Consider the following 13238-nt stretch of genomic DNA (forward strand, 5'->3'; position numbering starts at 1 on the left):
ATGATTATTTTCAGGAAAGCCGTCGGCTTTTTTTCATTCATCCTTTTGCTTGTGAGCTGTCAGACACAATCGCCTCCCCGTCAACCCCAGGGTCCGCTGTGGCAGTCGGACGTATTTTCGGTGTTTCCCGATCGCGTGGTGCAGGGGCCGTACGTGGCCCGCGTCCTGTCGCCGACCGAGTTAAGTTCGAACTACCAAAGCCCGGCCAACGCGTTTGTTTCGCCGCAGATTCAGTTCAAGTTCAGCCTCAACGGCAAGGACAACGAAATGAAACCGGGGCAGGATCACCAATTCCACTGCGTAAGTCAGAATGGGGTGTGCCAGCCGCCGCTGATTCGCTTCGGCGAACAGTACGTGGATACGTCGGACATTCCGCCCGGTACGTACCTGCGGCCCAACACCGAGTTGCACTTGCGGCTGGACCTGCGCCACGTGTTGCGGTCGTTTGAGGAAAAAGGTTTTTTCGAAACCTATGACGGCGAGAAGCTTTATAAGGAAGATTTCAAAGGCGTTTTTGTGGCCGGGAGTACCGCGCCGCTCGTGTGGGATTTCGATAACCTGACGGCATTTCCCGAACTGGAACTGCACGATCCGGACGGTGACGGCATCTACGACGTAACGCTCACGATGAACGCGCCACAGGACCAGAAAACCACGGCTTCGCACTGGAGCCTCTCCAAAGACATTTCTGCCTTTCCGCGTTACTACGGCAACTATCCGCTGGTGGAGGCGCTCTACAACCTGTCGCTGGAAGAAATGCTGACCGACATCGAAGCCGACGGCACGTTCCGAACCGGGGCAGAGTGGGCGGGCGTCTGGACGCGCGACATCAGCTACAGCATTCTGCTGTCGATGGCCCTACTGCAACCGAAAGTCGCCAGGACCAGCCTGATGCGGAAAGTGAAGGAGGGACGCATCATTCAGGACACCGGCACCGGGGGCGCGTATCCCGTCTCGACCGACCGCATCGTGTGGGCCGTCGCGGCCTGGGAAATTTACGTAGTGACGGGCGACGAGGACTGGCTGCGGGAAGCCTATCCCATCATCCGCAAGTCCATCGACGAGGATGTACGCAACGCCTACGATCCGGCGACGGGGCTGGTGCGCGGCGAATCGTCGTTCCTCGACTGGCGGGAACAGACGTACCCGGCCTGGATGCAGCCCGCCGACATCTACGAGTCGCTCAACCTGGGCACCAACGCCGTGCATTACCGCGCGAACCTGATTCTGGCCGAGATGGCGACCCGACTGGGTAATACGGCCGAGGCGGAACACTACCGTCAGGTGGCAGGAAAAATCCGGGAGGGGCTGGACCGGTACCTGTGGCAGGAGGAGCGGGGGTATTACGGGCAATTCCTGTACGGTCGCCACTACAAACTTCTTTCGCCCCGTGCGGAGGCATTGGGCGAGGCGCTGTGCGTACTGTTCGAGGTGGCCGATGCGGACCGGCAACAGACCCTCGTGGCCCGGACGCCGGTGACCAACTTCGGCATTCCCTGCATCTATCCGCAGATTCCTCATATCCCGCCCTACCACAACAACGGCATCTGGCCCTTCGTGCAGGCCTACTGGTCGCTGGCCGCCGCAAAAGCGGGCAACGAAACAGCCCTGACGCAGAGCCTGAACGCGATTTACCGGCCGGCGGCCTTATTCCTGACCAATAAAGAGAACTTCGTAGCCAGTACGGGCGATTTTGCCGGGACGCAGATCAATTCCAGTCGGATGTTGTGGAGTTTGTCGGGGAACCTGAGCATGGTGTACCGCATTTTCTTCGGCATGCATTTCGAGTCCGAACGGTTGGTCTTGGCACCCTTTGTCCCCGAACGTTTCGCCGGGACGCACACGCTGGAAAATTTCGCCTACCGGAATGCCGTCCTCACCCTCACGGTTGAAGGCTACGGCAATCGGATCGAAGCGATTACGCTGGACGAAGAGGCCCTGGAACAGCCGGTGCTGCCCGCGACGCTGGAAGGCAAACACACGGTGAAGATCGTGCTGTCGAACCAGTCGGTAGGAGGGGAGGTTCACCACGTACCTGACCGCGATTCGCCCGCGGCGCCGGTGGTGGAATTGAAAAATGGGGAACTGCACTGGGACGCACAGCCCGGCGTTACGGAGTATTGGGTACTGAAAAACGGACAGGAAGTAGCGCGCACCGAAAAGCCCTTTTTCGCCCTTCCTGAGGAGACCGACGTTGCCGAGTACCAGGTGCTGGCGGTGGATGGCGAGGGCGTGGCGTCGTTTGGCAGCGAGCCGGTAGTCCTGCCCCGGCACGTGCAGCGCTACGAAGCCGAACAGGCCGCCGTACCCGCGTCGCATCCTTACAAAGGCTTCTCGGGCAGTGGATTCGTCGAGATCAGTCAGCAGACCCATACAGATCTGGTTTTTGAAGTCACTGTTCCTGAGGACGGACGGTACGCGCTGGATTTTCGCTACGCGAACGGCAACGGCCCCATCAACACCGACAACCGCTGCGCGATCCGCACCTTGCGCAACGGGGACGATTTTCTGGGCACCGTCGTGCTGCCCCAGCGGGGGGCGGACGAGTGGTCGGAGTGGGGGTTTACGAATGCCATTCCGGCCGAACTGCCCAAAGGCACGCATCAGCTACACCTCCGATTCGAGCCACACAACGCCAACATGCATGGCGAGGTGAACCAGGCCATGATCGATTTCCTGCGTGTAACGCGGCTGCCCTGATAGAGCTATTCCAAAAGTGGGTTTCGAACAAGAAAGCTACGGTCTCTGGAGCACAGAATCGTGGCTTTCTTGTGAGGACAGCACCGTCTGTGGACACGATGTAACCAAATCGAAAGCATTTGAACCGATCCTGAAAGGGTGGTGGGCGGCCGCTGTCTAGCTTTGAATCGTTCGTTTTCTTACGACTCCCGCCCCACCATGAAGCACCTCCTCCTGTTCTGCATCGGCCTGTCCCTGTTGAGTTGCGCGGGCAATCGGCCGCCGTCGTCGCCCGAGAAAATTGCCACTTCCCCGGAAAAGGCGTGGTGGAAAGAAGCCGTAGTCTACCAACTGTATCCGCGCAGTTTCAAGGACAGCGACGGCGATGGCGTCGGCGATCTGCAGGGCATTGTTTCCCAGCTCGACTACCTGAAAAGCCTCGGCATCGACGTGGTGTGGCTCAACCCGATCTACAGCTCGCCGAACGACGACAACGGCTACGACATCAGCGACTACCGCAACATCATGGCAGAGTTCGGCACCCTGCAGGACTTCGACCAGTTGCTGGAAGGGCTGCACGCGCGCGACATCCGGCTGGTGATGGACATGGTCGTCAACCACAGCAGCGACGAGCACGCGTGGTTCCAGCAATCGCGCCGTTCGCGCGACAATCCCTACCGCAACTACTACCATTGGTGGAACGCCGAGCGGGGCACGCCCACGCCGCGCTACAGCTTCTTCGACGTGAACAACGACGCCTGGCAGTACGACTCGCTCACCAATGCCTACTACCTGCATTATTTCTCGCGCAAACAGCCGGACCTGAACTGGGAAAACCCGAAGGTGCGGGAAGAGGTGCACGACATCATGCGCTTCTGGCTGGACAAAGGCGTCGACGGGCTGCGGCTCGATGCCTTTCAGTACGTCGCCAAAGACACCACTTTCCCCGCGTTTCCGGCGGGGTACGAGAAGCAGATCATCCGGTACTACGGCATGGGGCCGCACCTGCACGACTACATCCGGGAGATGAACGAAGAGGTATTCAGTCAGTACGACATCATGACCGTGGCCGAAGGGGCAGGCAGTACGTTTGAGGACGCCATGTCGCTGGTCGATCCGGAGCGTCACGAACTGGACATGGTCTATCACTTCGAGGGGGTGGACCTGGGCAATACGCTGGCGGGTTACACGCTGAAGGACTTCAAACGGGTCTACACGAAGTGGGACAGCGCCTTCGCCGAAAAGGGATGGCTGGCCATCTTTCTGGGCAACCACGACGTGCCGCGTATGGTGAGCAAGTTCGGCAACGACCGTCCCGAATTCCGGGCGGCTTCGTCCAAGATGCTGACCACCTTCATCCTGAGCATGCGTGGCACGCCCTACTACTATAACGGCGACGAGCTCGGTATGACCAACGCCGACTTCAACACGATTTCCCAGTACCGCGACATCGCCGCCCGCAACGGCTACCGGGCGGTGCAGCAGAACGGCGGCGATCTGGACCTGTACCTGCGGGAGTTGCGCGCCCTGTCGCGCGACCACGCACGGACGCCCTTCCAGTGGGACACGACGGCCCATGCGGGTTTTACCACGGGAACGCCCTGGATTGCTGTGAACGACAATTACCTGACCGTCAATGTGGCGGTGGAGGAGAAGGACCCCCGGTCGGTGCTGAACTACTTCCGCCGGATGATCGACCTGCGGAAGCAGTACCCGGACGTGTTGGTCTACGGACGCTACACGCTGCTGGACGAGGATAATCCACAGGTATATACCTACCTGCGCGAAGGAGGCGGACGGCGCATGCTGGTCGCGCTGAACTTTTCGGAGACGACCGCCCGGACGGCGGTGGCGGTGGAGACCGAAGGCGCAACGCTTCTGCTGTCAAACGAGGCCACCACGTCTCCCCAACTCACCACGAACGGACCCCTCACGCTCCAGCCCTACGAGGCCGTCATCTACCAACTACCCTGAAAAAGATGTTTGAGTCAGGCAACGCGTAAGTCCCGCCGACCCGCTCCGGCCTTGCACTCCAGGGTGCTGAGTAAAAGGTATGGTGGCAGCCAAGACGGTCGTGTGGGCAGCGTTGCCTGTTTTTACCTCGCAAGATGATTCTGAGTATCTTTCAGCGTTCTCGTCTCCACCACATGAAACGACTTTGCTTCCTCGGCGGGCTGCTTTTGTTGCAATGCACGGCACCATCCGACCCCGCCACGCAGGCGTCACGCCCCGACCGCTTTGCCGACGTGCCTTCGCTCACGGGCCGACCCGCCTACCTGCGCTCGCCATTCCTGACGGCGGGCGACCGCGTCTACCTGGTCGGGCATCAGGACGGGCAGTTCCCGGACCTGGGCTGGCACGTCACCGGCGAGATGGGCGGCCTCTGGGATCATCCCATCAAACTACTGGACGGCTTCGTGGCGGAGCTCACGGCCGAGGGGCGGACGGTATGCCTCACGGAAGCGGACACCTTTCGGAATTATCCTTTTGCCAATGCGCACCTGTACCGAATCCCGGAGATGGGCCTGCGGGTCGAGCGGATGCAGTTTGTGCCCGATGGCAAAGAGGCTCTGGTGGTAGACTACACCTTTACGAACGAACGCGATACCGCGCAGGCATACACGTTCCGATGGACCGGCGTTTCCGACCTGCGCCCGGTCTGGCTGGGCGAACGCACCGGCATGGTGGATAGCACCGACCGGGCCACGTGGGACGAAGCGGGGCAGCGCTGGGTGGTGCAGGACGCCGGCAATCCTTGGTACGTGGTGTTTGGGTCGGAGACAGACCCGTCGGCCCATGCTTCGGGAGAGGCGAGTTGCGCGTACCAGCCGGCGGGCCGGGGCGTTAGCGCTTCTCTGCGTTACAATCTGCACTTGCCGCCCCGGGCTACGGTACACGTAATGTTTACCGTAGCCGGTTCGTACCGATCCCGCCAGGCGGCACTAGCGACCTACGAAGACGTGCAGACCAACGCCGCGGCGTTGTTAGAAGCGAAGCGAACGCGGTACGCACGGCTGGCGCAGCAGTCGGAGTTGTCCATCCCGGACAAAGAAATCCAACAGGCATTCGCGTGGCTGAAGTACAGCACCGACTGGCTGGTCCGCGAGGTGCCCGAACAGGGGCGCGGGCTTTCGGCCGGCCTTCCCGACTATCCGTGGTGGTTTGGGGTCGACAACGCTTACGCCCTGAAAGGCGTGCTGGCCATCGGGCAGACCGACCTGGTGTACCGCACCATCGCCCTGATTCACCAGCTTTCCGACTCGGCGAACGGCAACGGCCGCATCGTCCACGAAGTTTCGACCAACGGGGCGGTGTTCAACCCCGGCAACGTGAACGAGACGCCGCAGTTCGCTTCGCTGATCTGGACGGTCTACGAATGGACAGGCGACCGGGCGTTTCTGGAACGCTACTATCCGACCGTGAAGGAAGGGCTGGACTGGCTGATGACCGAAAACGACCGGGACGGGAACCTCTTGCCCGACGGGTTCGGGATGATGGAGATTCACGGCCTCAACAGCGAGATGGTCGACGTGGCCGCCTACACCCAACGCGCCTTTGCCGATGCCGCCGCGATGGCGCAAGAACTGGGCGAGGATTCGCTGGCGAGGCGCTACGCCGACCTCGCCGCGCAACTGCGCCGGAAGATCAACGACGATTTCTGGGTGCCCGCCTTTCGCTCGTACGCCGACTTTATCGGCACCACCGAACAGGCCCGTCACCTCATCGACGATGCGCTGATCCGTGCCGATACGCTCCACAAACCCTGGGCGGTCGACGAGCTGCAAGCCACCCGACGCGCCCTGGCGTCCTATCCGGCGCAGCAGAAACAGGGCTTTGTCCTGCACCACAACTGGGTTGTGAACACCCCGATGGAAATGGGCATCGCCGACACCGCCAAGGCGCTTGCCGCGCTGGAGACGGGCCACCGGTTCGTGAATCCGTACGGCGTGTTTGTAACGGGCATTGACCGGGACGAGACGGCCGGCGAGGACGAAAGTTCGTTCGCACAACACCAGAAAGTCTTTACCTACACCGGCGCGGTGATGACGCTGCCGACCGGTGTGCAGGCCATTGCCGAGAACAACTACGGACGGCCCGACCAGGCGCTTGACTACCTTCGCCGCATGACGCGCTCGTTCAGCTTCGCGCTGCCTGGCTCTCTGTACGAAGTGTCGCCCGACTTCGGGATGATGGCGCAGGCCTGGACGATCTACAGCTTCGCTGTGCCGCTGGTGCAGCAGTTTTTCGGCATCCGGCCGCGTGCCTATGCGCAGACGATCCGCCTCCAGCCGCAAATGCCGTCGGCGTGGAACGAGGCCCGGTTGGCAAACGTGAAGGTGGGAGACAATGCCCTGGACATGCAGTATTACCGTACCGGCGGCGAGATCGAATTACAGCTACACCAGCGGCAGGCCGACTGGTCGTTGGAGGTCGCCTTTCCGGCAGGAAAATTCGCCCGATGGGAACAAGATGGGAAGGTCGTCACGCCGCGGCGGGAGGGAAATTTCGACGTGTGGGTAGCGGAAGGGAGGGACGTGGGCCTGCGGCTGACGGAGTAAAGCCCTACTTTTGGTAGATGAACTCCTTATCGGCGGCCGAAGAGAAACGGCTGAGTAAATTCATGAGCCTGGTGTTGCGCCACCAACCCGAAACGATCGGCCTGACGCTCGACGCTTCCGGTTGGGCCGACGTAGACGACCTGATCAGGCGCGCTAACCGAAAGGGCGTGGCCCTCACCCACGACATGCTGCGGTATATCGTAACCCACAACGACAAGCAACGCTTCCGGCTGGACGAAACCGGGCAGCGCATCCGCGCCAGCCAGGGCCATTCCGTACCGGTGGAATTGGGCTACGCCCCCGCCACGCCGCCCGAGTTTCTTTATCACGGTACCGTTGCGAAGTTTATGAATGCCATCCAAGCCGAAGGATTGCAACGGGGCAGTCGCCACCACGTGCACCTCAGCGCCGACCGCACCACCGCCGAGCACGTGGGCGCGCGGCGTGGGCAGCCGGTCATCCTGACGATTCGGGCGGGGGCTATGGCCCGCGAAGGGTATGCGTTTTATCGGTCGGACAACGGCGTCTGGCTGACCGACGAGGTGCCTGCTGCGTTCATTGCGTCTTTGCAGGAGAAGTAGACGCCCAAAACAACAGCTTGCGTGGCTTGCCTTTTCCCTGGTCGTTGGCCGTTTCAAACACCCCGCCGTTGGCTTCGATGATTTTCCGCGAACCGATGTTGGTTTCGTCGCACGTGATCAGCGCCGGATCGATGCCCAGACGGTGCGCCTCGGGCAACGTAAGGCGGAGGATGGTCGTGCCGTACCCCTTCCGTCGTTGGCCGGGGCGGATCGTGTAGCCGATGTGTCCGCCGATGGTGCGGAGAAACATGGTGAGCTGGTGGCGGATGCGACTCTCCCCGATAAACACCCCGCCGTCGACGAGCCAGAACGTGGAGTAGGCGTTCCAGGCGGGGGGCAGCGCATTGCCCTGCGCGTGCTGCGTCACCAGCCGGAGGTACGCTTCCGCCGAGGCCGGGCTCCCGATCTCGTTCCAGAACACCGCTTCGCCGTGCTGTTGCAGTTCCTCCATCGCTTCCATAAAACTTTCGGCGTAGGCCCGCGTGGGTCGAATCAGTTCCATAAGCTCAAAAACCGGGTTTGTTCATGCCGCACAAAGGTAGCGAGCCGGGGCGTTGCGACCGGTGCCGCAGATTTTCAGATATCCTTTAAACAATCTGCGCGTTGGGTACTTGTAAGAGAGGCGACCCAACGAAGCGCGCCTGACTTTTTACTTCGAAGCACACACACATGGACAAGACAATTCTGGTAGCCGGGGGAACGGGCGACCTGGGGGGACAGATCATCGCACGATTGCTCGACCGGGGCGCCCGGGTGCGGGCCTTGGTACGCGCCAGTTCAGATGCCGTTACGGTACACAACCTGGAACAACGGGGCGCACACATCATCACGCTCGACCTGGCCGATCAGGCCGCTCTGACACACGCCTGCGAAGGGGTAGACTGCGTGGTGTCGGCACTTTCGGGCCTCGGCGAGGTGATCTTCACCGCCCAGAAACAACTGCTCGATGCGGCTGTCCGCGCGGGCGTGCCCCGCTTTATCCCGTCCGACTTTGCCGCCGATTTCACCAAACTTCCGGCCGGCACCAACCGCAATTTCGACTTGCGGCGGGCCTTTCGGACCTACCTGGAAGCGCAACCCATTGCGGCCACGTCGGTACTCAACGGCATGTTCATGGACCTGTTGACCGGGCAGGCCCCGATGATTCTCTTCCCGCTGAAGCGGGTGATGTACTGGGAGCGTGCCGACCAGTTGCTGGACTTCACCACCATTGCCAACACAGCCGAGTACACCGCCGCCGCCGCGCTCGATCCCGATACGCCTCGCTTCCTGCGGATTGCCGGCGATGTGCTCGACGCCCGGGGACTGGCAGTGGTCGCCAGCGAGGTAACCGGCGATCAGTTCCGGGTGGTGCGTGCCGGTAGCCTGAAGCGCCTCGGCACGCTCATCAACGTAACGCGCATGGTCGCTCCGGCCGCCGACGAGGTGTTTCCCGCCTGGCAGGGCATGCAGTACACGCGCGACATGTTCGACGGACGCGGCAAGCTCGCGCCGCTCGACAACGACCGCTACCCCGGCATCCGGTGGACCAAGGTGAAGGATCTGTTGACGGCGCATCAATCCGTAGTAACGGCGTAGGGCAAAGGGCAAGAAAGGACAGGATTGCGAACGTACGGTAGCGGCAGACCCGCGGCTACTGTGTACCTTCGCAGGCATCACCCTTTCCTTGCCTTCTTGCATGAACACTACCTGGAAACTCCTTTCCCTGGGCGTGCTGCTGTTGGGCTGCAACTCCGCCGGCACCACGCAAGATCCTCACTATTACTCTTCGGAAACGCTGCTGATTCAGCCCGTCTCGGAGCATGCCTACCAGCACATCTCGTACCTGAACACGGAAAGTTTCGGGAAGGTGGCCTGCAACGGAATGATCGTAGTGGACGACGGCGAGGCGCTTATCTTCGATACCCCGGCCGACGAACCCGCTTCGGAAGAGTTGCTCCGGTGGGTGGAAACCAAACTCCACGCGAAGGTGAAGGCCATCGTGCCCACGCATTTTCACGCCGACTGCCTGGCCGGATTGGAGGTGTTTCACCGGCGGCAGATTCCGTCGTACGCCAGCCACGCCACCATCCAACTGGCGACCGCGAACGGCTCGGCCGTGCCGCAAAACGGATTCGACCGGACGCTGGAATTGGAAGTAGGCGATGAAAAAGTGGTAACGGAGTTCTTCGGCGAAGGACACACGAAAGATAACGTCGTCGCCTACGTGCCCGACGACGAAGTCGTGTTTGGCGGCTGCCTGATCAAGGAAGTCGACGCCAGCAAAGGTAACCTGGAAGACGCCAACGTCGCGGCCTGGCCCCAAACCGTCACCGCGCTCAAATCCGCCCATCCCGATCTCAACGTCGTGATCCCTGGCCACGGCGCGTCGGGCGGCATCGAACTGCTGGACTATACCGTCCAACTGTTCACGCCTGAGGCTACGAATTGATTTCATCAATCATCAGCCAGGTGACTTCTCTCGCCGTTAATCGATACCTCAATCACTGCTCAACCGCTTCGCTTCATGTCCTACTGTCACGCCATTGAGCGTATGTCCGACGACCGCAAGGCCCTGCACAAAAAGTACCACGACCATCACTACGGCTTCCCGATTCACGACGACAACGAACTGTTCGGGCGTTTGATTTTGGAGATCAACCAGGCGGGGCTGAGTTGGGAAACCATCCTGCGCAAGGAAGAGAACTTCCGTCGTGCCTACGATGAGTTCGCTATCGCAAAAGTGGCTGCGTACGGGGAGGCAGACCGCGCGCGCCTGCTGGCCGATCCCGGTATCATCCGCAACCGCCTCAAGGTGAACGCCGCCATCGAAAACGCGAAGACCATCTTACGCTTGCAACAGGAATACGGCTCGTTCGCAGCGTGGATCGAGCATCACCATCCCCGCCCCAAGGCCGAGTGGGTGAAGCTGTTCAAAAAGACCTTTAAGTTTACCGGCGGCGAAATCGTCAACGAGTTTCTGATGAGTATCGGCTACCTGCCCGGCGCCCACAGCGACGACTGTAGGATCCATCAGCAACTGCTGAAACTGAATCCGAAGTGGTTGGACGAGGCTTGATCATCTATGGCCATGCCGCGCAGGCTGAAGTCGATGGACACCATGACGCTTATCGCTTCCTTGCGAGGAATCTTTGAAAATGATAAACCAACTGTCTTAAGTGTGAGGTGACGTACCACGTTTACCTTGACGACGCCTCGGTAAAGGGGTATGTCTCGGCTAGCTACATCGGCAACGAAAAGACGTTGCAAGGCTGCCTCACGACGCCTTCGCCTTCTGTTTCTTCTTCCACTCCTTATAGTCCTGCACCACCTGCTTGCACTGTTCTACTTTCCAGGTGGCGGCCTCTTCGGCGGTGATGCCGCGGGGGAGCGAGGCTTTTACTTTTCCGTCGGTGACGTAGAGGCCGTACGGCCCCCGGCGAATCTGGTAGTACTTCCCGACCTGCGCCACGAGCGACTTCGCCCGCTCTTCCTGCTGCGCCTGGATGGTGGCAATGGCCGACTCGATTGTCACGTCGGCGGGTGGCTGCGTGAGTTTATAAAATTGATCTTTGTACCGGAGGTAGGGGCCGTAGGTGCTCTCCCCGATCATGACGGGGTGTCCTTCGTGTTGCCCGAGTTCCCGCGCCGGAGAGGAAAGTCCCGCCCGTTCGCCCGTCGCTTCCAGCCAGATGCCGAGCCGCCGGTCGAAGGCCGGGACCAGGTCCTTGTAGCCACGTTTGCCTTCCGCCACTTGGTCGAACAGGGTTTCGCACTTGGCCGTAAACGTGTAGTCCATCACCTGCGTGAAGTGTTCTTCCATGTAGCCGACGAGCCGCTGCCCTTTGTCGGTCGGATGCAACTTGTTTTTCTCCGCCCCGAGCTTCTCCTTCTTTTCCTTGCGCTGGATAGTATCGCCTTTTAGCGTAAGCAAGACGGCTGTGACGGACTTCCCCGGTGCGTTTTTGGTTTCCACGTACGCACGGTAGAACAGCGTCGAGAGGATGGAGGCGTAGGTCGACGGACGGCCGATGCCCTTTTTTTCCAGGTCGGAAACCAGACTCGCCTGATCGTACCGCTTGGGCGGATGGGTGTAGGCTTGCCGGGCTTCGAGGAGTTTGCGTTCCAGCGGGTCGCCCTCGTGGACGGGCTGGATGGTCGTGTTTTCGTCATCGTCTTTGTCGTCGGCCTCCTCCTGATAGACTTTCAGATAGCCGTCGAACAGCAGCACCTTCGCCCGGCTGATGAACTCGTCGTCCGACACGTTGCTGTGGATCGTCACCGTGGTCTGTTCGTAGCGGGCGGCCTGCATCTGGCTTGCCAACGCGCGGCGGTAGATCAGGTCGTACAAATCCTGCTCATCTTGCGTGCTTCCGGCCGCAGGCGATTCCCAGTGCGTCGGGCGGATCGCCTCGTGGGCCTCCTGCGCGCCGGCCTTCGACTTGAAACGACGTTCTTCCACGTACTCCTCACCGTAGAGCGCACGGATGCGCTGCGTCGCCTGTTGGATCGCTTCTTCCGACAGGTTAACCGAGTCGGTTCGCATGTAGGTGATGTGGCCCGCCTCGAAGAGTTTCTGCGCCACTTCCATCACGCGCTTGGCGCTCATCTTCAGCTTGCGGACGCCGTCCTGTTGCAGCGACGAGGTGGCGTAGGGCGGCGGCGGATTTTTGGTGAGGGGCTTGGTTTCGATGCTCACGACCCGGAACGTCTTGGCAATGGACGCGTTCAGGTAAGCTTCGGCGTCTTGCTCAGTCGCCAGGGGCTGGGTCCGTTTCGCCTTCAACAGATCGCCCTTAGGCGTGCGGAATGTACCCGTCACCTGAAACTGATACGTCTCCGTAAACGCCCCGATGGCCCGTTCCCGTTCCACCACCAGCCGCAGCGCCACCGACTGCACCCGCCCCGCCGAGAGGCCGCTTTCCAGTTGCTTCCAGAGTACCGGACTAATCCGGTAGCCCACCAGCCGGTCGATGGCCCGCCGACTTTCCTGCGCAGCGACCAGTTGCAGATCGACGGTGCGCGGGGCCGCCAGCGCTTTGGTGACGGCCGCTTTTGTCAGTTCCTGAAACGCGACGCGCGGCGTGGTGCGGAAGTCCAGCCCCAGCGCAGCACACAGGTGAAACGCGATGGCTTCGCCCTCGCGGTCGGGGTCGGTCGCCAGGTAGATGTTCTCTTTCCCGACGCGCTGCACACGGTCGCGCAGGCCGGCCACGACTTTTTGTTTGTCGTGGCAGATTTCGTAGAGCATCTTGTGCCCGCGCAGCGGATCGATGCCCAGGCTCTTGCGGGGCAGGTCCCGGATGTGGCCGACCGACGCCGCCACTTCCCAGCTGGGGTCCAGCAGCGTCTTCAGCTTTTTGATTTTATTCGGTGATTCGACGATCAGGAGTTTCATCGTACGCGTGTCAGGCCCTCGCACCGCGGCCAGGGCAAATGG

Annotated in this window: 9 protein-coding genes; 7 read left to right on the forward strand and 2 right to left on the reverse strand. The window is 61.0% G+C overall.

Features of this window, described 5'->3' with window-relative positions; genetic code table 11:
* The first annotated feature begins 51 nt into the window (after positions 1–51).
* The 4 genes from BLR44_RS01105 (at position 52) to BLR44_RS01120 (ending at position 7819) form a co-directional block, all read left to right on the forward strand.
* On the forward strand, positions 52–2700 hold the full coding sequence (locus BLR44_RS01105) for an alpha-L-rhamnosidase-related protein (RefSeq protein WP_245705943.1): 2649 nt from the start codon (positions 52–54) through the stop codon (positions 2698–2700).
* A 198-nt stretch (positions 2701–2898) separates the two neighbouring features.
* Positions 2899–4653, forward strand: a complete 1755-nt coding sequence (locus BLR44_RS01110) for a glycoside hydrolase family 13 protein (protein ID WP_089679072.1) — start codon at positions 2899–2901, stop codon at positions 4651–4653.
* A gap of 173 nt (positions 4654–4826) precedes the next feature.
* On the forward strand, positions 4827–7238 hold the full coding sequence (locus BLR44_RS01115; RefSeq protein WP_143017050.1) for an alpha-L-rhamnosidase-related protein: 2412 nt from the start codon (positions 4827–4829) through the stop codon (positions 7236–7238).
* Between the two features lie 17 nt (positions 7239–7255).
* Positions 7256–7819, forward strand: coding sequence for an RNA 2'-phosphotransferase (locus BLR44_RS01120; protein ID WP_089678058.1), 564 nt, complete (start codon positions 7256–7258; stop codon positions 7817–7819).
* On the opposite strand, the gene BLR44_RS01125 is transcribed toward BLR44_RS01120, so the two are convergent.
* On the reverse strand, positions 7794–8321 hold the full coding sequence (locus BLR44_RS01125) for a GNAT family N-acetyltransferase (protein WP_089678060.1): 528 nt from the start codon (positions 8319–8321) through the stop codon (positions 7794–7796). The two genes, BLR44_RS01120 and BLR44_RS01125, sit on opposite strands and share 26 nt — an antisense overlap.
* A 167-nt stretch (positions 8322–8488) precedes the next feature.
* On the opposite strand from BLR44_RS01125, the gene BLR44_RS01130 reads away from it, so the two are divergent.
* The 3 genes from BLR44_RS01130 (at position 8489) to BLR44_RS01140 (ending at position 10877) form a co-directional block, all read left to right on the forward strand.
* On the forward strand, positions 8489–9397 hold the full coding sequence (locus tag BLR44_RS01130) for an NmrA family NAD(P)-binding protein (protein ID WP_089678062.1): 909 nt from the start codon (positions 8489–8491) through the stop codon (positions 9395–9397).
* A 100-nt stretch (positions 9398–9497) separates the two neighbouring features.
* Entirely contained in the window at positions 9498–10250 is a 753-nt protein-coding gene (gene bla / locus BLR44_RS01135) for a subclass B1 metallo-beta-lactamase (RefSeq protein WP_089678064.1), read from the forward strand.
* Positions 10251–10325: 75 nt separating this feature from the next.
* On the forward strand, positions 10326–10877 hold the full coding sequence (locus tag BLR44_RS01140) for a DNA-3-methyladenine glycosylase I (RefSeq protein WP_089678066.1): 552 nt from the start codon (positions 10326–10328) through the stop codon (positions 10875–10877).
* A gap of 198 nt (positions 10878–11075) precedes the next feature.
* Here the strand turns inward: BLR44_RS01140 and topA are convergent, their stop codons facing one another.
* Entirely contained in the window at positions 11076–13196 is a 2121-nt protein-coding gene (gene topA, locus BLR44_RS01145) for a type I DNA topoisomerase (protein ID WP_089678068.1), read from the reverse strand.
* Between the last annotated feature and the right edge of the window lie 42 nt (positions 13197–13238).

It is taken from the genome of Catalinimonas alkaloidigena, from assembly GCF_900100765.1.
GTDB classification, from domain to species: Bacteria; Bacteroidota; Bacteroidia; order Cytophagales; family Flexibacteraceae; genus Mooreia; species Mooreia alkaloidigena.

Bases quoted from the DNA above. Each gene is read 5' to 3' on its own strand.
- BLR44_RS01130 (WP_089678062.1), top strand. From the start codon at position 8,489: ATGGACAAGACAATTCTGGTAGCCGGGGGAACGGGCGACCTGGGGGGA.
- BLR44_RS01125 (WP_089678060.1), bottom strand. From the start codon at position 8,321: ATGGAACTGATTCGACCCACGCGGGCCTACGCCGAAAGTTTTATGGAA.
- BLR44_RS01110 (WP_089679072.1), top strand. From the start codon at position 2,899: ATGAAGCACCTCCTCCTGTTCTGCATCGGCCTGTCCCTGTTGAGTTGC.
- topA (WP_089678068.1), bottom strand. From the start codon at position 13,196: ATGAAACTCCTGATCGTCGAATCACCGAATAAAATCAAAAAGCTGAAG.
- bla (WP_089678064.1), top strand. From the start codon at position 9,498: ATGAACACTACCTGGAAACTCCTTTCCCTGGGCGTGCTGCTGTTGGGC.
- BLR44_RS01120 (WP_089678058.1), top strand. From the start codon at position 7,256: ATGAACTCCTTATCGGCGGCCGAAGAGAAACGGCTGAGTAAATTCATG.
- BLR44_RS01140 (WP_089678066.1), top strand. From the start codon at position 10,326: ATGTCCTACTGTCACGCCATTGAGCGTATGTCCGACGACCGCAAGGCC.
- BLR44_RS01115 (WP_143017050.1), top strand. From the start codon at position 4,827: ATGAAACGACTTTGCTTCCTCGGCGGGCTGCTTTTGTTGCAATGCACG.